We start from the raw sequence: 23,336 nt of genomic DNA, 5'->3' as shown, positions 1-23,336 counted from the left end.
AGGGGCGATGTCCGATGGGGAAATCAGCAGCTTGGCTCAGTGGAGTAAGTATCTTGATTGCTGCGCTTATGATAACCGGTTGTAGCGCTGGAACTGATCCAGGGGAAGAAGTGACCGATTTTACTTCAATTATCGATAATGATGGGGCAGATCCTTGGATCTTGCAAACGGAAGCGTTCTTTTATTATACCAAAACGACTGGGAATAATTTAACGCTTTGGCGTGCTGAAAACCTCTCTCACGTTGCTGCTGGTGAAAAAAAGATCATCTGGGAAATGCCAGCAGAATTTGAAAGTATCTGGGCACCTGAACTTCATTACTTAGATGATCGCTGGGTGATGTATTTCGCGGCTAATCGTCCTTCAGAAACGCATCGTATGTACGCATTAGTCAATCATCAAAAAGATCCATACATGGGTGAGTGGCAATTGGAAGAGATCAAAGGGATGGATGATAAATTTGCGATTGATGGAACAGTCTTAGAGATCAATGACAAACGCTATTTCCTTTGGTCGGGCTGGAAAGGGTATGAAAATGTTGCGCAAAATCTTTATTTAGCGGAAATGGCCTCCCCTACGGAAGTGATTGGGGAGAAACGACTTATCTCAGAACCAGAATATGAATGGGAAATGCGGCAAACACCATTGATCAATGAAGCCCCTCAAGTGATGATCAAAGACGAAACAGTCAATTTGGTATACTCTGCCAGTGGAAGCTGGGACAATGATTACGCTCTTGGTCTTATGACCCTAGATGTGGCTGATGATCCGCTAGAAAGAGCGAACTGGCAAAAGGAACCAGCGCCGATTTTCCAACAGACAAACACTGTCTATGGACCTGGTCATAATGGATTTGCTAAATCAAAAGATGGTTCTGAAGACTGGCTGATTTATCATGCTGCTCGGTGGGATCATTCGGGCTGGAACCGTTCGATCCGCTTACAAAAGTTTGGTTGGGATCAAGAGGATAAAATTCTAATGGAAGCTCCTTTGGATGAATGGCATGTTCAAGCGTTGCCAAAAGCTGAGCCCAATCGACTGCGATTAACTGCTAGCCGTGCTTTGCTGGAGGGCGATTTAGTGCTTGTCGAAGATGAGGCAGCACTCTCTAAGAAAGTCGTCCAAGGCTTTGAATCAACGACTGACAAAATTATCTTTGCCCCGCAGATTGAAGAAGCAGACGAATTTCTGGTGATTGCCTATGTCAAAACCACTGATTATCTCTCCTTGAATGACCCAATTCAGGTCAGGATTGAAACGAAACAAGCAAACCACGTGGTGGATGTCTATCCTTCCGAATATTATCAACCGCTACAAGTCCGCATGAAGTTACCGAAAGGGGCGCAGGAAATCACCCTTTCGTCTGAGATTGGGGTGGATACGCTAAGTATTGATCGTTTAGAAATCGTCAAATTCAAATAAAAAATAGTGAGGAAGTTTTCCAATCCAAGCGATGGGGAATGATCGTTTGACTCCTGCTACTTTGTCTCTAGACAATGTGGCAGGAGTTTTTTATCCTCGCAAATTCCCAACTCCTACCGCCATAGCCTAAAATTCCATGTATAATAAAGAAAACGACCGTTTTATTTGGCGGAGGGAAAAGAAAAAGCAAAAGAGGTGCAAACTATGAGGATGAATCAAGAAAAGCTGACTTCATCAAATGGGAAGGATCAGCTTTTTGTCAAAACGTGGCTGCCAGAAGAACAGCCAAAAGCAGTCGTGCAAATCGTCCACGGAATGATTGAGCACATTGAACGTTACCATGAGTTTGCGGAATGTTTAACTGCACAAGGCTATGCGGTGGTCGGTCATGATCACTTAGGGCATGGGCAATCCGTGAAGGACACACAGGCTTATGGGCATTTTGGTGAAAAAGAGGGCGCCAAACATTTAGTGGCAGATGTGGCAATAGTCCATCAGTACGCCGCTGCTTGCTATCCAGACAGGCCATACTTTATCTTAGGTCACAGTATGGGATCGCTGGTTTTGCGGAATTATTTGTTTAGTCAGCCACATCCATTGACAGGAGCGATCATCATGGGCACCACGATGGAAAAAGCCGTGCTGATGCAAGGAGGCAAACTCGTCACGAACTTGTTGCGGCCGTTTGCCGCTCAGCAATGGCCTTATCACGTAATGGAACAGCTAGTTTTTGGCCAGCACAACCGGCGTTTTCGTCCCAATCGGACCGCCAAAGATTGGTTGACCAGTGATCCGCAGCAAGTGGATCGCTATTTGAAGGACCCTTACACCCAATTTCATTTTTCTTTAGCAGCTTACAAGGATCTCTTTACATTGACACAAGCTGCCAGTGATCCGGATCAACTGCGCAAGATTGATTCAGAATTGCCGCTGCTGCTGATTTCAGGTGGAGACGATCCTGTTGGGCACTATGGCAAAAGCGTCCGCCAATTGGCTCAGCAACTGAAGCAAAATGCTGACGTGACGATGTATTTGCTCGAACATGGCCGTCATGAGATTTTGAATGAGCGCAACCGCGAGATCGTTTACAATGAAATTTCTCGCTGGCTATTTGAAAAAATGCCGAAATGACGAACGTTAAGAAATTGGTAGTCTTTTCTGAAAATTCAAAATTATTTTCTCTTTTAAGGCTTTTTTCATTTTCGGCTATCTGTTATAATGATTTTCACATCTAACATAAAGGAGAGATTTTTTGTATGACAGTTTATAACTTTTCAGCTGGTCCTGCCGTATTGCCCCGTCCCGTATTGGAGAAAGCACAATCCGAACTTTTGAATTACCGCGGAAGTGGGATGTCCGTTATGGAGCTGAGTCATCGGTCCTCCTTGTTTGAAGCAATCATTAAAGATGCAGAAGCACTTTTACGAAAATTAATGGGGATTCCTGAAAACTATCAGGTACTGTTTTTACAAGGCGGCGCGAGTCTCCAATTCAGTATGATCCCTTTGAATCTTGCACAAAACAAAAAAGCCTTATACGTAAATACCGGTTCTTGGTCGAAGAAAGCTATTGAAGCAGCAAAAGCGCTTGGAAACGTGACGGTGGAAGTCATTGCCTCTAGTGAGGATCAAAACTTTACTTATATTCCAGAAATTTCAGAAGATGCGATCGATCAAGAAGCGGCTTATTTGCATATCACCACGAACAATACCATTGAAGGGACGGCCTTTCAAACGATTCCGCAGGCTGGCAATGTGCCGATCGTAGCAGACATGTCCTCAAATATTTTAGCCAATGACTATCGCGTAGAAGACTTCGGTGTGATTTATGCTGGGGCCCAAAAGAATATTGGTCCTGCAGGGTTGACGGTAGTGATCATCCGAGAAGATTTACTCAATGATGATGCTGTTTTCGCTCCAATGCTGGATTATCGTCTACAGGCTAAAAATGACTCATTGTACAATACACCACCAACGTATGCTATCTATATTGCTAAATTGGTGTTTGAATGGTTGGAAGAATTAGGCGGCATTCCTGCAATTTTAGAACAAGACCGCCAAAAAGCGGCGTTTTTATACGAAACGATCGAAGCCTCTGCTCTTTACAGTAGTCCTGTGGCTGTTGATAGCCGTTCACTAACGAATATTCCTTTTGTAACAGGGGATAAAGCATTAGATCAGCGCTTCAATGAAGAAGCTGTCAAAGCTGGTTTTGAGAACTTGAAAGGGCATCGTTCCGTTGGAGGAATGCGAGCAAGCTTGTACAATGCCTTTCCATTAGCTGGCGTTCAAGCGTTAGTCGACTTTATGAAATCATTTGAAGCGGAGGTCAAATAAATGTTCCAAATCAAAACATTCAATGCGATCGCACCAGAAGGATTACAGCGTTTAGAAAAAGAAAAGTATGCCATCAACGAGAGCGACCAACCGCAAGGGATTTTGCTGCGCAGCCAGAAATTGCACGATTACGCTTTTCCTGAAAGTGTCTTAGGTATTGCTCGTGCAGGGGCTGGGACCAACAACATTCCCGTCAAAGCATGTACTGAAAAAGGGATCGTCGTCTTTAATACACCCGGTGCCAATGCCAATGCGGTCAAAGAATTAGTGATTGCTAGTCTGCTCTTAAGTGTCCGCCCGATTTTACGAGGTGCCCAATGGGTCCAAACCTTGAACGGTGATAATGTGGAAGAACAAGCAGAAGCACAAAAAAGTCAATTTGCTGGAACAGAGTTAGAAGGTAAAAAGTTAGGAATCATCGGCCTTGGTTCTATTGGAGCGATGGTTGCCAACGATGCTTATCGTCTAGGGATGGAAGTAGTCGGTTATGATCCTTACGTGTCAGTGGATACTGCTTGGACGATCTCTCGTCGGGTCAAGCGTGCCAATGATATTGCGGAAGTCTTTTCAACCTGTGATTTTATTACGGTTCATGTGCCGCTAATGGAAAACACGCATCATCTCGTCGGGGAAGCCGAACTTGCGAAAATGAAACCAACAACGAAGCTATTCAACTTTTCTCGTAAAGAAATCGTCGATACAGATGCCGTTTTACGTGCGTTAAAAGCCGACCGTTTAGCTGGCTATACGACTGATTTTGCGGATGAACAATTGCTGCACAATGAAAAAGTACTCGTCTTGCCGCATTTAGGTGCCTCAACAGAAGAAGCTGAAGTCAACTGTGCCAAGATGGCAGCCCGAACATTGAAAAAATTCTTGGAATTCGGGACCATCAAGCGCTCGGTGAATTTTCCAACCGTTGAGATGGCTTTTCATTCGCCTTATCGTCTGACGATCATCAATCGCAATGTACCGAATATGTTAGGTCAGATTTCGTCGATCATTGCGGAATCTGGGATTAATATCGACAATATGCTGAATCGTGGACGGGAAGACTTTGCTTACACCCTAGCAGATGTCGCTTCTGAAGATGAGGCATTGTTGAATCAATTAGCCGATAAACTGCGGGAGAACGAAAATATCGTTCGTGTACGGGTCATCAAAAATCAGGAGGTTGGGTATTAATGGTTCAAGTATTTCCGTTTAAAGCCATTCGTCCAGAAGCCTCATTGGCAGAAAAAGTGGCCGAGCTGCCTTATGACGTGGTCAATTCACAAGAAGCCGCAGCGTTTGCGCAAGGCAATCCTTACAGCTATTTCCACATCGACCGTTCGGAGATCGACTTGCCAGGAATCGATCCTTATGATCCACAGGTGTATCAAAAAGCGGCTGAAAATCTTGCATCTTTTCAAGAAGAAGGCTGGTTGATTCAAGAAACGGCGCCCGCATATTATTTGTATGAATTGACGATGGCTGGCAGAAGTCAAACTGGGCTTGTCGCCTGTACCTCGATCGATGATTATGTCGCTGGGAAAATCAAGAAACACGAGTTTACCCGTCCAGAAAAAGAAATCGATCGGATCAATCATATTCTGGCATGTGATGCCAATACAAGTCCGATTTTCTTGAGCTATCGCCAACCAGCAGCAGTCAAAGAAGCGATCGATGCGTGGCAAGCAGAGCATGCGCCGATCTATGATTTTGTCAGCTATCATGAGGTGCAGCATCGTGTTTGGCTGATCGATGATCCAGCGCTAGTCGCCTCTTTTGCCCAGCAGTTTCAAGCTGTAGATGCCCTCTATATTGCGGATGGACATCACCGTACAGAGTCAGCAGTTAAAGTTGGCTTGCAAAAGCGAGCCGATGGCCAAAGCAGCCAAGAAAGCGACCGCTTTTTAGCAATCTTATTCCCAGAAAATGAATTAGCGATTTGGGAATACAATCGGGTCTTGCGGGTACCGGTGCCAGAAACCTTTTTTGAGCAGGCAGCCCAGCATTTTACGATTCAAGAAACTACAAGGAAGAAACCAGCGCAACGTGGTTCGATTCATCTGTACCTAAACCATGCGTGGTGGGAGTTGACCATCAAACCGGAAGCTGTGCCGCAAGATGCGGTAGGACAGCTGGATGTGTCGCTTTTACAACAATACGTGCTGGCTGATATTTTCGCGATCCAAGATGTGCGGACAGACAAACGCATTGATTTTGTCGGCGGGATTCGTGGTCCAGAAGAATTGGAACGTTTGGTGGATAGCGGAGAATGGACATTGGCTTTTTCCATGTATCCAACGCAAATGGCCGATCTTTTGGCAGTAGCCGATGCGGGAGAAATCATGCCGCCAAAATCAACTTGGTTTGAACCAAAACTGTTGAGCGGTCTGTTTTTACATGATTTAGAAACGAATTAACCAAAAAAGCTTACGAGGCTACCTCGTAAGCTTTTTTCGATATTAGAAGTTGCCGAGTGTTTCGATGATCAAGCGGACATTCAAGACCGTCAGTGCAATGGCACAAATCCAGCCTAAGGTAGAGACCCATAGCGGATTCTTGAAGCGTTCCCCCATGATTTTTTTTGAGCTGGTAAAAAGAACCAGCGGAATCATCGAAACGGGTAAGGCGATGCTTAAAAAGACTTGCGAATAGATCAGCAGATCGTCCAGAGCTTGTTCGTTGCCGCCAAAGTAAATTGTACAAAGCAAGACGGGGATCACCGATAAGCCACGGGTGATCAGACGTCGCGCCCAAGTAGGGATCTTCATATGGATAAATCCTTCCATCACGACTTGGCCTGTCAGTGTCCCAGTGATCGTTGAATTTTGACCGGATGCCAAGAGCGCTACGGCAAACAGAACGCTCAAGACTGGACTGGCGACAGCACCAGCAATGGAGGAATCTTGCAATGCATTGAACAGCGCGGAGAAGGTGCCGACTTCTTCGCTATGACCAAAGAACAAGGCGCTTCCTAAGATCAAAAGCAGGCAATTGACCAAAAACGCAGCGGATAATTGGATATTGGAATCCCAAGTAGCGAACCGCACGGCCGTTGCCACTTCTTGAGTATCGCTGCGATCGATTTTTCGTGACTGGGAGATCGAAGAATGCAGATAGAGATTATGGGGCATCACAGTCGCACCAACGATCCCCAATGCCATTGTCAGCTGCCCATGGTTCAAGACTTGTTTTTGGGGAATAAAGCCTTGCAAGACAGCCGGTAGATCCGGTTGAGCAATAATGACTTCGTAACAAAAGACCAGCATAATGACCAAAATCAGTGTCATGACGATCGCTTCGATTTTACGGAAACCTAGTTTCATTAAAAAGAGCAGAAGCAATACATCGAAAATCGTTAAGATGACCCCAACTAATAACGGTAAGCCGAATAGTAGATTGAGAGCGATCGCTCCTCCGATCACTTCCGCGATATCCGTTGCCATGATAGCCAATTCGGTGACGATCCACAAGACAAAGCCTAAACCTTTGCTGGTGTGTTTACGAGTTGCTTGCGCAAGGTCCATCTGGGTCACGATCCCTAGCTTGGCTGCCATGTATTGCAGTAGCATAGCGATCAAACTGGAAATCAAGATCACAGAAAGTAAGAGATAGCCATATTCAGCACCGCCTCCGATCGAGGTGATCCAGTTTCCTGGGTCCATATAGCCCACGGCTACCAATGCCCCAGGACCAGAGAACGCTAAGAGATTGCGCCAAAAGCTGCCGTTTTTTGGGATGGCAACTGTATTATTTATTTCTTCCAAGCTAGGACCGTTGGCCGCTTGGATCAATTTTTTTTCTTCATTCATCGTTTCACACCCTATCTTTTTAGGTATACCTAAAAACAAATCTATTGTATTCCTCATTTATGGATTTTTCAAGAGAAACCTTTTGGAAGTCAGAAGGAAGGACAAAAAAACAGCAGCCAAGGGGATGGCTGCTGCCTGTTAGGTTTTCTTATAAAATTAGTCGGCGCGTAAAGCGATCGCTGCATCTTTTTTCGCTGCCATTCGAGCTGGAATGTGGCCGCCGATCATGGTTAGAACGGTGCTGACGGCAATCAAGATCAGGCCGTGGACCGGATTTAATTGAGCAACATTTTCGAGATCAGTCATACTATATAAGATTGCGTTGATCGGGAATGTGGCTAACCAAGCAATGAGGACACCTAAAGCTCCTGAAGCGATCCCTAAAATACAGGTTTCGGCATCGAAGACGCGGGTGATGTCTTTTTTACGAGCACCTAATGCTTTTAAGACCCCAATTTCTTTCGTGCGTTCTAGTACAGAGGTATAAGTGATGATACCGATCATGATCATGCTGGTTACCAAGGAGATTCCTGCAAAAGCGATCAAGACATAGGTGATCGCATCCATCAAGCCGCCAGTCAATTGAGTCATCGTACCGGCTAAATCGGAATAAACGATTTGGTCTTCTTTGTCTTTGCCTTTGTTGAAGTCATCCAAGTAATCAAGGATTTTTTCTTTGGCACTGAAATCATTTGGATAGATCATAATGCTGTTTGGTAAATCACTGCCGCCAAGATAAGCGATCAATGAATCTTTAGCACTTTCGTCAACGGGTTCATTCGTCATCACGTTGGTGTCGCTGTCTTTTTGGGCTTGGACGATCGCTGAGTCTTGGTTTTCTTTGATCACTTCTTGCGCGAGGGCATCACTGTAGGCAATACCGGTTGACAGCAAGTTCATCGTAGAGTTTTGCTTGATACGTAAGATTCCGCTGATCGTTAATTCTTTGTTGTTGCTGTTATCGAAAACTTCATTTAAATCTTGGTTTGGAATGAAGTTTCCAGTCGGCAATTCGGTGTAAAAGGCATCATTAGACGCCAATGTGATTTTTGTTCCCACGATATCGTCGAAGGACACCTTGTCGCCATCTTCAATGTCAAAACCGAGATTGATCAATGCATTGACATTCGTTACGTTGTTTTCATCGACGATCAAAACGACATCTGTGCTAGCACTTGGGTAGCTGCCTTCTAAAAGGTCGTAGTTGTCTTTTAAGAAATTGCCGTTATCCTCTGATAACTGCTCGGGGAAAGTCGAAACCCCAATCCCGGTGGAGGCACTCATGGCAGACATCATGGCATTGGTCTGTTCATTGTCAGGTGATGCATTGGAGAAGCTGACTTGTTCCACATTGTCATCGATCTTGCGGAAAAGATTCAATGAAGTTGAACGAGTGTAGCCGATATTGTTACTTAACTCAGGATCAATGTCGTTGATGTAATCGAGAAACTCTTGATCGATTTTGTTGATATGAGTTGCACGATCCGTATCACTTAATTTGGCAGTGACCTCTTTATCTGAAGGGAAATCTTCAGATTTATCCCGCGTACCCATCGCTGATGGATCTTGTTCAGTGGCCACTTGTGAGATCGTGATCGGAAAACGAGCTAATGTTTCTGACTGGGTATTGTCGATTTGTTTTTGGAATCCCGTTGATAGTGACAAAACAATGGCGATTCCGATGATTCCGATACTAGAAGCAAAGGCTGTCAAGAAGGTGCGCCCTTTTTTGGTTCGGATATTGTTAAACGACAAACGTAAGGCCGTCATAAAACTCATTTTTGTGTGCTTTAATTCGAATTGGTCTTTCTTTTGTCCTTCAACATGGGGGTTCGAATCTTTAATGATTCGTCCGTCTTTGAATTCAATGATCCGTCCAGCGTATTTGTGGGCCAATTCAGGATTATGAGTAACCATGATGACCAATTTTTCTTTTGATAGTTCTTGGATCAGTTCCATGATTTGGACACTTGTCTCTGAATCTAAGGCACCTGTAGGTTCATCACAAAGGAGGATATCAGGATCATTTGCTAAGGCACGAGCGATCGCTACCCGCTGCATTTGACCACCAGAAAGCTGATTTGGTTTTTTGTGCATATGCTCAGCTAAGCCCACACGCGTCAAAGCATCGGTTGCTTTGGCGCGTTTTTCTTCTTTTGACACACCGCTCAAGGTCATTCCAAGCTCGACGTTGTCGATGATGCCTAAATGACTGATCAAATTGTAGCTTTGGAAGACAAAGCCGATCGAATTGTTCCGATAGGCATCCCAGTCGCGGTCTTTAAAGGACTTGGTTGATTTGCCATTGATGATCATATCACCAGAGTCGTAATTATCTAAGCCGCCGATCACGTTCAACATGGTTGTTTTCCCAGAGCCGCTTGGCCCTAAAATGGCAACAAACTCTTGTTTACGAAAGGCGACGGTGACGCCGTCGAGGGCTTTCGTAGTACTGGCGCCAACTGTATAATACTTCTTGATATCTTTTAATTCTAACATGGGGTCACTCTTTTCTTGCCGTTTTCACGATTATTTTCATTATGTAACCACGCTATCATAATGGTTAACAAAAATCAACGATTATCATTGTTTAAACAAATAATTTATACTAAACTAAAGACAGAAAAGAGGGAGAGTATGGAAAAAGCGTTAGGAACATTCAATATGGCAGTGTTTGCGGAGATATTTTCGCTGATGGGAAACATATTGTTTGAAGAAATCGGTCTGGAAGATTTAAAATTGACCAAAATGGAAATCTTGGAACTCGTGGTGATCTCTAGTAATGAAGGAATTACGATGTCCGAGTTGGCCCAGCAAATCGGTACATCAAAAGTCCAAATCAGTCGTTCGATCTCGGGGTTGGAAAAGGCTGGCTTTGTGGTACGCAAAACCAACGGCGTCAATCGTCGCAACGTCAATGTTTATTTGGAAGAAGCTGGGAAGCAGTTGTTTGTCCAAAAGAAAAAACAAGTGGAAGACCGCTTGAATGCCAAAACCGCTCAAATGGCTGCGGAAGATATCCAGCAGTTGAGTCAGTCGTTGACGGAGGCAGTGGGGATCTTGCGGAAATATGACATTTTACGGACTGGCAATCAATGTGAGAAGAAGACACCGTTTGATTAAAAAAGGGTGAAGCAATCGTTTGCTTTTTAATTGCTGAATTAATTTCATATTGACCTATATTATCGATTTATTAGATAAAGCAACCGATTGCGTTTTTCTCTTGTTTTGACTTCTGATTTGTGCGACAATGGGTATATCAAACAAGTCAAAGGAGTCTGCTATGAATACTACTGCCATCTATCATCGTCCCGAAAGTGAATTTGCGTATTTGTACGAGAAGGATAAAATGCATATCCGTTTGCGTACCGCCCGTCAAGACGTCCGCCATGTCCAGCTGCTTTGCGGTGATCCTTACACACTGTATAAAGAAGCTTGGTACCAACAAAGAATTGAAATGCAAAAAATTCTTTCCACGGACTTGCATGATTATTGGCAAGTATCGGTCGGAGCAGAATTCCGCCGTTTGTCTTACGGCTTTTCCATCGAAAGTTACGATGGGTTGCATGTCTTCTATGGGGATCACGGGGTCTACCCCTTTGAACAGCAATATTTAGAAATGAACAACAATTATTTTCGGATGCCTTACTTCCAAGAAGCCGATCGTTTCAAAATTCCCGAGTGGGCGAAAGAAACGGTTTGGTATCAAATTTTCCCTGAGCGCTTTGCAAATGGGGACCCATCAAATGATCCTGAAGGTGTGTTGCCATGGGGCTCAAAAAATCCCGATCGCCAAGACTTTTTCGGTGGGGATCTACAAGGAGTCATCGATCATTTGGATTACCTTGTCGATCTAGGAATCAATGGGATTTATTTCTGTCCGATTTTTGAGGCATATTCGAATCACAAGTATGATACCATCGATTATTTGGCCATCGATCCTGCTTTTGGTGATAACGATACCTTTAAACGATTAGTGGAGGAATGTCACAAACGCGGCATCAAAGTTATGCTGGATGCTGTTTTCAACCATATGGGGGATACTTCGCATCAATGGCTAGATGTCATCAAAAACGGCAAAGATTCGCCGTTTGCTGATTGGTTCCACATCAATGAGTTTCCTGTCAACTACAAAGAAGGGGAAAACTTTGAAGATGCTTATGACATCACCTATGATGTTTTTGCCTTTACGCCGCATATGCCGAAACTCAATACGGAAAATCCCGATGTGCAAGATTATTTGTTGAAGATCGCTCGTTATTGGATCGAAGAATTTGATATCGATGCTTGGCGCTTGGACGTGGCTAATGAAGTTAGTCACTTCTTCTGGAAAAAATTCCGCCAAGTGTGTGATGAGGCCAAAGATGATTTTTATATCCTTGGGGAAATTTGGCATTCTTCTCAACGCTGGTTACAAGGCGACGAGTTTCATGCAGTGATGAACTACGCCTTTACAGATGCAATTATTGAATATTTTGTCAAAGACGAGATCTCCATGACGAAAATGGTCTCGGAATTAAATAACCAGCTGATGTTGTATCGGGAGCAAACCAACCAAGTGCAGTTCAATATTTTGGATTCTCATGATACCCCGCGTTTGTTAACTTTGGCTCGGGGAGACAAAGACTTGATGCGCCAAGTGATGGCCTTTACGTATCTGCAACAAGGAGTTCCTTGCCTGTATTACGGCGATGAGATTGGTTTGACCGGTGATATGGATCCGGATTGTCGTAAATGTATGATTTGGGATGAGGAAAAGCAAGATCGTGATTTGCTGCATTTCACCCAGTCATTGATCAAACTACGCAAAGACAACCAAAAAGTCTTATCTGAAGGTTCCTTGAGTTGGAACTGGGTTTCAGAAGAAGATGGCCTGATCATTTTCGAACGAGAGTTGGGGGCACAGCGGATCATCGGTATTTTCAACACTGGCGAGGACCAACTTACACTCTCTCGTCCTGATTCAATTTTGATGGAACAGTTTGTCCAACTGGAAGATGAGACGATGATCATCGATAACAAAGGCTTTGCTATCGTGAAAGTAAATAACGAAGAATCGAATGAAGCATAAAAATGAGGCAAGAATTGCATATGCAATTCTTGCCTCATTCAATGTTTTGGGTATTTTTAATTTCCCCATGCACGTTGGAAAGAATCTTCCCCAAAATTCCTTCTGTCGGTATTATATCCTATAACACCTAAATGTGACAAATGATAACCCTTAAATATAGGTAGTTTTTTCCTGAAACGGGGAAAACGATTGAAAATTTAGATAGTTCTGCCTTCTTTTTGCGCTTCTTTCCACGAAAGGCCTTTTCTTTTTTACAAGATATGATAAACTAGTAAAAATGTATTTTTATTCGAGGAGTGATTTGATGAGTACAGGGTATCACATAGCAGTTGTCGGAGCTACCGGCGCAGTAGGAACAAAAATGATTGAGATGTTGGAGAAGACCACGTTGCCGATCAAAAAAATAACGTTGTTGGCATCCAAACGTTCTGCTGGGAAGACCCTTGTGTTCAAAAATGAACCACTCGTTATTCAAGAGCTGACCGCAGATTCCTTTGCGGGAGTCGATATTGCATTGTTCAGTGCCGGTGGTGGCATTTCAAAACAATTTGCTCCAGAAGCAGTCAAACACGGTGCAGTCGTAATCGACAATACCAGTCATTTTCGGATGGATCCGAATGTTCCTCTAGTCGTTCCTGAGGTGAATCCTCATGCATTAGCGCAACATAAAGGAATCATTGCCAATCCGAATTGTTCAACGATTCAAATGATGGTGGCATTAGAACCGATTCGTCAAAAAGTCGGTTTATCGAGGGTCTTGGTTTCAACGTATCAAGCAGTTTCAGGTGCTGGCGCACAAGCATTGGCTGAATTGACTCGTGAATCTCAAGAACTATTAGCCGGCAAAGCCGCTGATGAACTAAATCCTGAGATTTTACCAGCAGGCAGCGATAAAAAGCACTACCCAATCGCGTTTAACGCCTTGCCACAAATCGATGTCTTTGCTGAAGACGACTATACTTACGAAGAGTGGAAAATGATCAATGAAACGAAGAAGATCATGGAAGATGCGCAGATCAAAGTAGCAGCTACGTGTGTGCGAATCCCTGTGTTTAGTGGTCATTCGGAGTCGATTTATATCGAGACCAAAGACCATGCCAGTGTTGAGGAAGTTAGGCAGTGGATCAGCGAAGCCCCAGGAGCTGTCTTGCAAGATGATCCGAGTCAACAAGTGTACCCGCAAGCTTTGACCAGTGTGGACAAAACGGAAACCTTTGTTGGTCGGATTCGCAAAGATTTGGATGTCGAAAACGGCTTGCATTTATGGGTCGTTTCTGATAATTTGCTGAAAGGTGCGGCATGGAACTCTGTTCAAATCGCCGAAAGCCTGCATCAGCAAGGATTAGTTCATGTGTAAACCATAAGTTTTTCAGAAAAGTGTGGTGAATGCCACGCTTTTCTTTTTTTTGTTGTATAATAATAGGGACGGCTTATGCTTGGGAAATAATACAGTAGAAAAAAATTAAGAGGTGAATAAAAGTGGAAACGATAAAAATCATTCCTCTTGGCGGTGTACGCGAAAACGGAAAGAACATGTACATTGCTGAAGTTGGCGAGGATATATTTGTGCTGGATTGCGGTGTCCGTTATCCAGAAAATGAATTATTAGGGATCGATACAGTGATTCCAGACTTCACATATTTAGAAGAAAATGCCGACCGTGTGGCTGGTGTCTTCTTGACCCACGGGCATGCAGATGCGATTGGTGCATTGCCTTATTTCTTGGAGAATATCCAAGTACCGGTCTTTGGGACCGAGTTAACGATCGAACTAGCAAAATTGACCGTGAATAAAAATGAAGCTACCAAGCGCTTCAAAGATTTTCATGTGATCGATGAACATTCGGAGATCGACTTTGGCCATGCGACCATCAGCTTTTTCCGTACGACCCACTCTATCCCTGATTCTGTTGGAATCAGCGTAAAAACAGAAGCTGGCAATATCGTTTATACAGGAGATTTCAAGTTTGACCAAACAGCGATCCCTATGTATCAAACCGATTTTGGCCGCTTAGCGGAAATTGGAAAAGAAGGAGTCTTAGCATTGCTAAGTACGTCCTCAAATGCCGAAAATCCAACGCCGATTGCTTCTGAATTGACGATCCAAGATGAAGTTTATGACAATATCCGTTACTGGGAAGGTCGGATCATTGTCGCTAGTGTTGCTAGCAATTTGCAACGGGTGCAACAAGTACTAGATGCGGCGTTTCGTTCTGATCGCAAAGTCGTTTTGACCGGGCAAGATTTTGGTCGGATCATTAAAACGGCTATGAAGTTAGGGAAATTAAAATTACCAGCTGAAGACTTGCTGATCACCCAAAAAGAAATGAAAAAATACTCAGACGAACAGTTGTTGATTTTAGAAACAGGTCGTATGGGCGAACCAATCAAAGCGTTGCAAAAAATGGCCAACGGCTCTCACCGGACGCTGCGCATCAAAGAAGGAGATCTTGTTTACATCACAACGACGCCGACAACGGCAATGGAAACGGTGGTTGCGAAAACGGAAGATATCATCTATCGCGCTGGCGGTACCGTGAAACAGATCTCGGATAATTTCCGTGTTTCTGGTCATGCCAACCCGAATGATCTGCAGCTGATGTTGAATATGATGAAACCGAAGTACTTTATCCCTATTCAAGGCGAGTACCGCCAATTAGCCGCCCATGTGGACTTGGCGCAAGAAGTCGGGATTCCGATGAAAAATATCTTCATTACTGCGCGTGGGGATGTTTTAGAATACAAAAAAGGCGAAATGATCGCCGCAGGTGCGGTCCCAGCTGAAAACGTCATGATCGATGGGATCGGTGTCGGTGATATTGGGAATATCGTCCTGCGAGACCGCAAAGTCTTATCTGAAGACGGAATCTTCGTTGCGGTAGTGACGATCAATCGTCGTGAAAAGAAAATTATTTCTGCGCCTCAAATCACTTCTCGCGGGTTTGTATACGTGAAAGCCAGCCGTGACCTGATTCGTGAAAGTGGCGAGATCGTGGAAGAAATCGTAGAAAAACACCTTCATGATGAAGAGTTTGAATGGAGCAAATTGAAACAAGATATCCGTGATCGTTTGAGTCGTTTCTTGTTTGAACAAACCAAACGCCGTCCAGTCATCTTGCCGGTCATCATGGAATCAAGCCAAAGAAATCGCAACCGTAAATAATTCGTTTTGACCTACTGACAAAAGCAGGTGAAAGAATAGCCGTTTGACGGCCGATTTCTTTTCACCGAAGCTTTTGTCTTTTTTTGTGCAAGAAACAGGCGACGTTTTTTCAATAAATGCCCCTTATTTTGATCGTGAATGGGCAGATAAGGATTGACGGCGAATGGATTTCGATCAATAATACAAAGTTGTCCCCCTAAGACTAGAGGAACAAAATAAGCAAAGAGAGGATGGTCGATTTGTGAATAGTTATCAAGAAAACCCCGTAGTACAACAGAGAAAGTGGTGGATTCTCATTGCTGTTTCGATGTTTACCTTTATGTCAACACTGGATGGGAGTATCGTAAATATCGCATTGCCGACGATCTCGGCAGATATGGGTGTCCCTATGAATCAAGCGGAATGGGTCGTGTCCGTTTACTTGATGATCGTTTGTGCCTGCCTTTTATTATTCGGTAAGGTAGGGGACAGTTGGGGCAAAATCAAAGTTTTCCGCTTGGGAATGCTAATTTTTATTATCGGTTCGCTGTTATGCGGGTTTAATCACTCCTTAGCATTTCTTTTATTTGCCCGAGTGGTGCAAGCGATCGGTGCTAGCATGACGATGGCGACGAATACCGGAATCATTACTGAAGTTTTTCCTATGAGTGAACGAGGACGCGCCTTAGGGATGATTGGTGCCTTTGTTTCGTTAGGCTCCATCGCCGGTCCTGGATTAGGCGGAGTGATTTTGGCGCATTTTTCTTGGCCGTTTATTTTTTGGATCAATGTTCCTGTCGGTATTCTGACGATGATTGCTGGAGAAAAGGTGTTACCAAAAGATATTACCATGAGTCATGATTCCATCGATAAAACTGGGTTTGTGCTGTTTTCAATTGCAATTATCAGCTTCTTCGGCGGCATTTTTCTTGGACAAGAGCGTGGCTTTCTAACGTGGCTGCCGCTGCTGTTGGGTGGGATCGCTTTAGTGGCATTCATCGTCTTTTTGCGAGTAGAAGCGCGTGTGAGCAAACCGCTGATTACCTTTGGGATCTTTCGTAATAAAATTTTCACCATGAGCCTGATCACGGCGTTGCTGATCTTTTCTGCAAACTTTTTTGTCAATGTCGTGATTCCCTTTTATTTGCAAAGTGCCCGAGGCTTAACGCCGAGCGTGGCAGGAATGCTGATGATGGTCTTTCCTTTGATGATGGTCATTGGTTCACCACTTAGCGGGTATTTGACGGACCGTGTAGGACCGGAGATTTTGGTCTTAGCTGGCTTAGCGTTGCTGTCCATCACTCAGCTGATGTATATGTTTATGAATCAGGATACGCCGATTTGGTATTATATAGTTGCCACTGCCATCATGGGACTTGGCAATTCGTTGTTCCAATCCCCAAACAATACGATGGTAATGAGCAGTGTCACCAAAGAAAATCTTGGGGTGGCAGGTAGTCTAAATTCCTTTGCCCGCAATTTGGGCATGGTGTTAGGGATATCCTTAGCAACGACGATTCTCTATGCAGCAATGAGTCAAGCGTATGGAAAGCATGTGACGACCTATATCGCAGGTCGGGCAGATATTTTTGCCTATGGCATGAAAATCACCTTCTTTGGTGCGTTCCTTCTTTGCATCACAGCGTTATTCTTAACCGTCTGGCGCATCTATAAACAAGGCGGGCGTAAGAAAACGCTATGATCGCTTGAAGTCATCAGGTCGAACTGTTCTATTCCTTATTCAGAAAGGGTAGAACAGTTTTTTTATTTTTCTTGACAAGAACCAGAAAAAGGACGGATGTATTAAAGTTGCCAGAATTTGTGCTTTTGGATTTCTGGCGTTATCTGTTATAATGAAAAATATTAGACTGTATTACTTAGATGGAAAGGGGAATGTTGTATGAAACTCACGTATCACGGACACTCAGTGCTTGCTATCCAATTAGCGGATGGCCAAAAATTGTTGTTTGACCCTTTTATTACTGGAAATGCTCTGACTGATTTAGATGCAGAGACAGTGGAAACCGATTGGCTTTTGATCACGCATGGTCATAGTGATCATATTGGGGATATGGTGCCGATCGCCAAAAGAAATGAAGCGCCAGTGATCAGTGTCGTTGAAATTTGCCGCTATGCAGCCCACAAAGGCGTTGCTGAGACGCATGGCATGAATATGGGAGGTTCTTTTGAGTTTCCGTTTGGCAAAATCTCAATGGTGGAAGCAAAACACAGCTCTGGCCTTGAAGAAGACGGAACGATGATCTATATGGGCAATCCTGTTGGAATCATTTTAGAAGCAGAAGGCAAAACCATCTACCACGCTGGAGATACTGCACTCTTTAGCGATATGGCGATGATCGGTGAACGTTTCGACATCGATGTGGCATTTTTACCGATCGGGGATAATTTTACGATGGGCGTTCAAGATGCCGCAACAGCAGCGGCGCTTTTAAACGCGAGCAAAGTAGTACCGATCCATTACAATACGTTTCCAATGATCAAGCAAGATCCGCAAACCTTCGTGAATTTATTGCCGGCAGGTGTGGGCCAGATCCTTGCAGTCGGTGAGACATTAGAAGTTTAAGCAACAGGAAGATTCGTAGTAGGAATAGGGGATAATTATGGCGACAAAACACGACTTGATTTTAGCGCATATCGAGAATCTGCCTGTAGGCGATCGCATCTCGGTGCGGGGAATCGCAAAAGACTTGAATGTCAGTGAAGGAACAGCCTATCGGGCGATCAAAGATGCGGAAAATATCGGCTTGGTTTCAACGATCCAACGTGTCGGAACCATCCGTATCGAACGAAAACTAAAAAAACACATTGAAAAACTAACTTTCGGCGAAGTCGTCCAAATCATTGAAGGTGATGTTTTGGGCGGCGCTGCCGGTTTGGACAAAGACTTGAACAAATTTGTTATCGGCGCCATGAAAGAATCAGCAATGGAACGCTACATCACGCCTGGCTCCTTAGTGATCGTCGGAAACCGCAACGAAGTCCACAAGTTGGCACTGGAGGATGGCGCAGCCGTCTTGATCACGGGAGGCTTTGAAACAACAGAGGAAATCTGTCGTTTAGCAGACGAATTGGAGTTGCCGATTTTACAAACGACCTATGACACCTTTACCGTGGCAACGATGATCAACCGTGCCTTAAGCGACCAGCTGATCAAAAAGGACATTATGCTGGTGAGTGACATTTATATGCCATTGGAAAAAACCAAGTATCTGCACACCTTTGATACGGTCAAGGATTACAAACTGCTCTCGGAGTCTACCAATCACTCCCGCTATCCAGTCGTCAACAAGAATATGCGGGTCGTTGGGATCATCACAGCCAAAGATGTCTTAGAAAAGCCTGATACGCAGATCATCGAACGAATCATGACCCGGGAACCACGGGTCGTAAAAAAAGAGATGAGTGTGGCCTCTGCCAGCCATCAGATGATTTGGGATGGCTTAGAAGTGATGCCCGTCGTAGCTGATGACCTTTCTTTGATTGGGATTGTCACACGCCAAGACATTATGAAAGCGATGCAGATGGTCCAACGACAAACGCAAATTTCAGATACGATTTCTGACCAAATCTCGGGACAGATGCAAGTTATCGAACAAGATTTTGAAGGGAACAAATTGCCGCAGCCGTATTTCAGCTTTGCGGTGACGCCCCAAATGGTTAATGAAGTCGGAACGATCTCTTTTGGTGTCTTGAGTGAAGTAATCGCTAATACGGCGAAACGTACGATGCAGTTGAATCAACGACGCAATAGCTGGATCGAGCAAGTCAATCTGCATTACTTCCGTTTGATCCAATTAGAAAGCGAGATCATCATTCAACCGAAGATTCTAGAACTGGGGCGACGTTCGGCGAAAATCGATATCGAAGTATCGATCGAAAATTCCTTAGTGGCAAAAGCGATCGTGGTATGCCAAGTAATGGAACGCCCATAAATCATCGAAAACGGCACTTATGGAAAAATTTTAGAGAGAAAGTTGAGACCATTCATGAAGGTACAAGAAGAAATACTTGCAACAATCAAAGCATTCGATCGGATCATTATCCATCGGCACCAGCGCCCTGATCCAGATGCATTAGGATCACAAGTGGGGTTGGCAGAAATTTTACGAGCTAGTTTTCCCAAAAAAGAAATCTATCAAGTTGGCGGACCCGTTGAAGGATTGGATTACTTGGCGCTGATGCAGACGATCCCTGATGATTTGTATAAAGGGGCGCTGGTGATCGTTACAGATACGGCCAATGCACCACGGATCAGTGACCAACGCTATGATCAAGGGGCGAAATTGATCAAAATCGATCATCACCCTAATGATGAACCTTACGGAGAGCTGGTTTGGGTCAATACGAAAGCCAGCAGCTGTAGTGAGATGATCGTTTCGTTTTGGCAAATGTTTCAAAACGAGCTGACGATGACGCAAGAAGCGGCTCGTCTGTTATATGCGGGCATTGTTGGTGATACTGGACGGTTTTTATATCCGGCAACGACAGCGACAACCCTGCGCTTAGCGGCTGAACTATTGGATTACGGCTTTGATGCTCCGAAGATCAATCGTCAATTGGATCAAGTCTCTCGCAGTGTTGCTCGCCTTTCAGGGTATGTCTACGAAAACATCGAGATTGATGAGATTGGTGCTGGCAAAGTGATCCTATCACAAGAATTGCAGCAGCGTTTTGGCGTAGTAGATTCGGAAACCTCAGCAGTCGTTTCCTTACCAGGGAAAATCGACGAAGTGATGGCTTGGGCGATCTTTGTCGAACAACCAGAAGGCTATTACCGGGTGCGGATGCGTTCGAAAGGTCCAGTGATCAATGAGATCGCCAAACGCCATCATGGTGGTGGACATCCGCTTGCCAGTGGAGCAAATGCAAAAGACCTTGAAGAAGTTGCAGTGATCTATCAAGAGATCCAAGCAGCGATCAAAGAATTTCAAGCAGAATAAACACTTTTACAAGCACATTTGCCAATAGAAAAAGGGCGTGCCAAAAGCTTTCGGCACGCCCTTTTTTAGACAAAACGCAGCGCAGGCTCATCACTGAACCGGCACTGCGTTTTTTTGTTGCGTATTTACGAGAAAATAAGAAGTTTACCCCCGTAGATCGTCTAAAAATTCGGTTTTGCTTTTCGTTTTCTCGTCTTTCATTTTGATGACTTTAGCTGGTGAGCCAGCAACGACTGCTCCAGCAGGGACATCTTCAGTCACCACAGAACCGGCAGCAACGACTGCACCTTCGCCGACACGGACGCCTTCAAGGACGACGGCATTTGCGCCGATCAAAACATTGTCTTCAATGATGACTGGGTTTGCTGAAGGTGGCTCAAGAACGCCAGCCAAGACAGCACCAGCGCCAATATGGGCTTTTTTCCCAACGGTTGCCCGGGCACCTAAAATCGCCCCCATATCGATCATGGTTTCTTCACCAACCACAGCACCAATGTTGATCACTGCCCCCATCATGATAACGGCATTTTTTTCAATGATGGCTTGGTCCCGGATAAAGGCACCTGGTTCGATACGGGCATCGACTTTCGTCAAGTCCAACAAAGGAATCGCTGAGTTGCGGCGATCATTTTCCAGATAGTGATCGGTGATTTTGTCTTGGTGCGCGGTTAAAAACTCAGCTACTTTTTGACTGTCACCAACCACGAAATAGAAGGTGCCGTTACCAAACAATTGGATGCCGTCTGCTTGGACGTCGCCAAGATCTCCATTGATATAGACTTTTACAGGTGTTTGTTTATTTGCTTCTTTGATATATTTTGCTAATTGATAAGGATCGGAAAATTGTAATTCTGTCATGAGAGACCACCTTTACTTGTCGATTAGATTTTGCATGGAATAAAAACCGGCTGGTTGATCGGCTAAAAATTCCGCTGCTTTTAGCGCACCATTGGCGAAGATTTCGCGGGAGAGCGCAGTGTGTTTTAATTCAATGATTTCATCCTGCCCAGCATAGATGACAATGTGTTCCCCAGGGATCGTTCCGCCGCGAACGGCATGGATGCCCATCTGCTTGCGGTCATTTACTAGATCACTGCCTTCACGCCCGTAGAGATACTCTTTTTTTGTTTCGCAGCTGTCATTGATACTATCTGCCAACAGCAAAGCTGTACCACTTGGTGCATCAAGTTTTTGATTATGATGCTTTTCGATGATCTCAATGTCAAAGTCAGCTTCTAATGCGGGGGTGATACTTTGTAGTGCTTTGATCAGTACATTGATCCCCAACGACATATTGGCAGAATAGAAAACCGGAATCACTTTAGCAGCCAACGGCAGCATCATCTGCGTGTCTTCCGTCAAACCAGTTGTAGCAACCACGATTGGCAGCTGCTGTTCGACACAATAGTTCAACAAGGCAGGGACATTGCTATAATGAGAAAAATCAATCACCAAATCGATCGGCTGCGTGATTTTTTCTGGACGATCATAGATCGGAAACGGACCATCTAACTGCTCGGTACGATCCAAGCCGGCGGCCACTTCTAACTGAGGGTGCTTTGCGATCAGGATTTGCAACACTTTGCCCATGCGACCGTTTGCACCGCTTAATAAAATTTGTTTCACCAAAAACTCCTCCTTACAGCAATCCGTAATTGGTCATTTCTTCTTCTAAATGAACGAGAGTCGCATCTTCTGGGACACCCAAAGGCAAACGATAATGCAATTCACATTTGCCTAGCAAGGAGACCGCTGCTTTGATCGGCACAGGATTTACTTCACTGAAAATCGCATCGATCAACGGTTTTTGTCGCAACTGCTCTTTGATAGCTGCTTTTACATCACCATTTAAGAAATCAGCAACGAGTTGTGCCGTTTGTTTCGGAGCGATATTGCCGATCGTTGAAATCACGCCAGAGCCACCTAAAGCTAAAATTGGGGTTACTTGATCGTCATTTCCTGAATAGATCGCAAAGTCATCATCCGCAAGACGAGCGATTTCTGCGATTTGCGAAATGTCACCGCTGGCTTCTTTGATGCCTTTGATATTAGGGATTTTTTTCAGTTCTGCCACGGCTTCAGGTGTTAAATTTAAGCCGGTTCTTGAGCTGACGGAGTATAAGATCACTGGCAGCTCAACGCTTTGACAGATTGCTTCATAGTGAGCGACTAAACTTTTCTTGGTCGCTTTGTTGTAGTAGGGTGTTACAACCAATAATGCGTCAGCACCAACGCGCTGTGCTTCTTTTGAAAGATGGATCCCATGTTGGGTGTTGTTGGAGCCTGTTCCGCCGATGACGGGGATTCGACCAGCAACTTGTTTTACCACCGCTTCGATCACCGCGATATGTTCTTCATCGTCTAACGTGGATGCTTCACCGGTCGTACCGCATGCAATGATTGCATTCGTTCCTTGCTGCACATGCCACTCCGCTAACTCCTTCAGCTTATCGAAATCCACCGAACCATCTTGAAGCATAGGGGTGATCAACGCAACGCCAGAACCTTTGAATATTGTCAAACTACGACACATCCTTTCAACCAATTTATTTTTCGTAACTCTACGTATAAGTGTACCAAAACGAGGGGTAAATTTTTCAATAAAA

At 44.5% G+C, this 23,336-nt stretch carries 18 protein-coding genes; 13 read left to right on the top strand and 5 right to left on the bottom strand.

The genetic code is table 11. The features are described 5' to 3' along the window. Positions 1-14 precede the first annotated feature (14 nt). From IGI94_RS13460 to IGI94_RS13440, 5 genes are all read left to right on the top strand, one after another. Complete coding sequence (locus IGI94_RS13460; protein ID WP_196043760.1) at positions 15-1,421, top strand: glycoside hydrolase family 43 protein; 1,407 nt, start codon at positions 15-17, stop codon at positions 1,419-1,421. Between the two features lie 204 nt (positions 1,422-1,625). Next, complete coding sequence (locus IGI94_RS13455; RefSeq protein WP_034872138.1) at positions 1,626-2,552, top strand: alpha/beta fold hydrolase; 927 nt, start codon at positions 1,626-1,628, stop codon at positions 2,550-2,552. A gap of 125 nt (positions 2,553-2,677) precedes the next feature. Further along, the gene (gene serC, locus IGI94_RS13450; protein ID WP_438899872.1) at positions 2,678-3,757 is read left to right on the top strand and encodes a 3-phosphoserine/phosphohydroxythreonine transaminase; all 1,080 of its coding nucleotides are present in this window, start codon (positions 2,678-2,680) and stop codon (positions 3,755-3,757) included. Continuing rightward, positions 3,758-4,942 carry a phosphoglycerate dehydrogenase gene (locus IGI94_RS13445; RefSeq protein ID WP_005233935.1) on the top strand — a complete coding sequence of 395 codons (1,185 nt, stop codon included), beginning with the start codon at positions 3,758-3,760 and terminating at the stop codon, positions 4,940-4,942. After that, positions 4,942-6,165, top strand: coding sequence for a DUF1015 domain-containing protein (locus tag IGI94_RS13440; RefSeq protein ID WP_429972312.1), 1,224 nt, complete (start codon positions 4,942-4,944; stop codon positions 6,163-6,165). The genes IGI94_RS13445 and IGI94_RS13440 overlap by 1 nt, the downstream gene beginning before the upstream one ends. A gap of 42 nt (positions 6,166-6,207) precedes the next feature. Here IGI94_RS13440 and IGI94_RS13435 read toward each other — a convergent pair whose 3' ends face one another. Together IGI94_RS13435 and IGI94_RS13430 are read right to left on the bottom strand one after the other, a co-directional pair. Next, entirely contained in the window at positions 6,208-7,557 is a 1,350-nt protein-coding gene (locus tag IGI94_RS13435; protein WP_008380385.1) for an Nramp family divalent metal transporter, read from the bottom strand. A gap of 156 nt (positions 7,558-7,713) precedes the next feature. Beyond that, positions 7,714-10,056 carry an ABC transporter ATP-binding protein/permease gene (locus tag IGI94_RS13430; RefSeq protein ID WP_438899871.1) on the bottom strand — a complete coding sequence of 781 codons (2,343 nt, stop codon included), beginning with the start codon at positions 10,054-10,056 and terminating at the stop codon, positions 7,714-7,716. 138 nt (positions 10,057-10,194) lie between these two features. On the opposite strand from IGI94_RS13430, the gene IGI94_RS13425 reads away from it, so the two are divergent. From IGI94_RS13425 to IGI94_RS13390, 8 genes are all read left to right on the top strand, one after another. Then, on the top strand, positions 10,195-10,680 hold the full coding sequence (locus tag IGI94_RS13425) for a MarR family winged helix-turn-helix transcriptional regulator (RefSeq protein WP_061053279.1): 486 nt from the start codon (positions 10,195-10,197) through the stop codon (positions 10,678-10,680). Positions 10,681-10,840: 160 nt separating this feature from the next. Further along, entirely contained in the window at positions 10,841-12,628 is a 1,788-nt protein-coding gene (locus IGI94_RS13420; protein ID WP_034872136.1) for a glycoside hydrolase family 13 protein, read from the top strand. A gap of 304 nt (positions 12,629-12,932) precedes the next feature. After that, entirely contained in the window at positions 12,933-13,985 is a 1,053-nt protein-coding gene (locus IGI94_RS13415; RefSeq protein WP_005233942.1) for an aspartate-semialdehyde dehydrogenase, read from the top strand. 122 nt (positions 13,986-14,107) lie between these two features. Continuing rightward, a complete protein-coding gene (locus tag IGI94_RS13410) occupies positions 14,108-15,790 on the top strand; it encodes a ribonuclease J (RefSeq protein WP_005228243.1) in 1,683 nt (560 codons plus the stop codon). Positions 15,791-16,031: 241 nt separating this feature from the next. After that, positions 16,032-17,471, top strand: coding sequence for an MFS transporter (locus IGI94_RS13405; protein ID WP_016612801.1), 1,440 nt, complete (start codon positions 16,032-16,034; stop codon positions 17,469-17,471). Between the two features lie 198 nt (positions 17,472-17,669). Next, the gene (locus IGI94_RS13400; protein ID WP_086316563.1) at positions 17,670-18,353 is read left to right on the top strand and encodes a metal-dependent hydrolase; all 684 of its coding nucleotides are present in this window, start codon (positions 17,670-17,672) and stop codon (positions 18,351-18,353) included. Between the two features lie 37 nt (positions 18,354-18,390). After that, positions 18,391-19,722 (top strand): DRTGG domain-containing protein, encoded by a 1,332-nt coding sequence (locus tag IGI94_RS13395; RefSeq protein ID WP_005233948.1) that lies wholly within the window; start codon positions 18,391-18,393, stop codon positions 19,720-19,722. Between the two features lie 54 nt (positions 19,723-19,776). Further along, complete coding sequence (locus IGI94_RS13390) at positions 19,777-20,730, top strand: DHH family phosphoesterase (protein ID WP_008380500.1); 954 nt, start codon at positions 19,777-19,779, stop codon at positions 20,728-20,730. A gap of 144 nt (positions 20,731-20,874) precedes the next feature. Here the strand turns inward: IGI94_RS13390 and dapD are convergent, their stop codons facing one another. Genes dapD through dapA form a run of 3 tightly spaced genes read right to left on the bottom strand, consistent with a single transcriptional unit; the run spans position 20,875 to position 23,251 of the window. Then, a complete protein-coding gene (gene dapD / locus IGI94_RS13385; RefSeq protein ID WP_086316562.1) occupies positions 20,875-21,588 on the bottom strand; it encodes a 2,3,4,5-tetrahydropyridine-2,6-dicarboxylate N-acetyltransferase in 714 nt (237 codons plus the stop codon). Between the two features lie 12 nt (positions 21,589-21,600). Continuing rightward, the gene (gene dapB, locus IGI94_RS13380; protein WP_086316561.1) at positions 21,601-22,356 is read right to left on the bottom strand and encodes a 4-hydroxy-tetrahydrodipicolinate reductase; all 756 of its coding nucleotides are present in this window, start codon (positions 22,354-22,356) and stop codon (positions 21,601-21,603) included. Between the two features lie 13 nt (positions 22,357-22,369). After that, a complete protein-coding gene (gene dapA / locus IGI94_RS13375) occupies positions 22,370-23,251 on the bottom strand; it encodes a 4-hydroxy-tetrahydrodipicolinate synthase (protein ID WP_008380503.1) in 882 nt (293 codons plus the stop codon). Positions 23,252-23,336 lie beyond the last annotated feature (85 nt).

The organism is Enterococcus sp. AZ149, from assembly GCF_051714285.1.
GTDB classification, from domain to species: domain Bacteria; phylum Bacillota; class Bacilli; order Lactobacillales; family Enterococcaceae; genus Enterococcus_D; species Enterococcus_D entomosocium.
The sequence above is the reverse complement of the archived record's forward strand: the minus strand, read 5'-3'. Positions and strand labels throughout refer to the sequence as shown.

Bases quoted from the DNA above. Each gene is read 5' to 3' on its own strand.
- IGI94_RS13440 (WP_429972312.1), top strand. From the start codon at position 4,942: ATGGTTCAAGTATTTCCGTTTAAAGCCATTCGTCCAGAAGCCTCATTG.
- IGI94_RS13445 (WP_005233935.1), top strand. From the start codon at position 3,758: ATGTTCCAAATCAAAACATTCAATGCGATCGCACCAGAAGGATTACAG.
- IGI94_RS13455 (WP_034872138.1), top strand. From the start codon at position 1,626: ATGAGGATGAATCAAGAAAAGCTGACTTCATCAAATGGGAAGGATCAG.
- IGI94_RS13390 (WP_008380500.1), top strand. From the start codon at position 19,777: ATGAAGGTACAAGAAGAAATACTTGCAACAATCAAAGCATTCGATCGG.
- dapD (WP_086316562.1), bottom strand. From the start codon at position 21,588: ATGACAGAATTACAATTTTCCGATCCTTATCAATTAGCAAAATATATC.
- IGI94_RS13415 (WP_005233942.1), top strand. From the start codon at position 12,933: ATGAGTACAGGGTATCACATAGCAGTTGTCGGAGCTACCGGCGCAGTA.
- IGI94_RS13460 (WP_196043760.1), top strand. From the start codon at position 15: ATGGGGAAATCAGCAGCTTGGCTCAGTGGAGTAAGTATCTTGATTGCT.
- IGI94_RS13420 (WP_034872136.1), top strand. From the start codon at position 10,841: ATGAATACTACTGCCATCTATCATCGTCCCGAAAGTGAATTTGCGTAT.
- IGI94_RS13425 (WP_061053279.1), top strand. From the start codon at position 10,195: ATGGAAAAAGCGTTAGGAACATTCAATATGGCAGTGTTTGCGGAGATA.
- IGI94_RS13430 (WP_438899871.1), bottom strand. From the start codon at position 10,056: ATGTTAGAATTAAAAGATATCAAGAAGTATTATACAGTTGGCGCCAGT.
- IGI94_RS13395 (WP_005233948.1), top strand. From the start codon at position 18,391: ATGGCGACAAAACACGACTTGATTTTAGCGCATATCGAGAATCTGCCT.
- IGI94_RS13435 (WP_008380385.1), bottom strand. From the start codon at position 7,557: ATGAATGAAGAAAAAAAATTGATCCAAGCGGCCAACGGTCCTAGCTTG.
- IGI94_RS13400 (WP_086316563.1), top strand. From the start codon at position 17,670: ATGAAACTCACGTATCACGGACACTCAGTGCTTGCTATCCAATTAGCG.
- serC (WP_438899872.1), top strand. From the start codon at position 2,678: ATGACAGTTTATAACTTTTCAGCTGGTCCTGCCGTATTGCCCCGTCCC.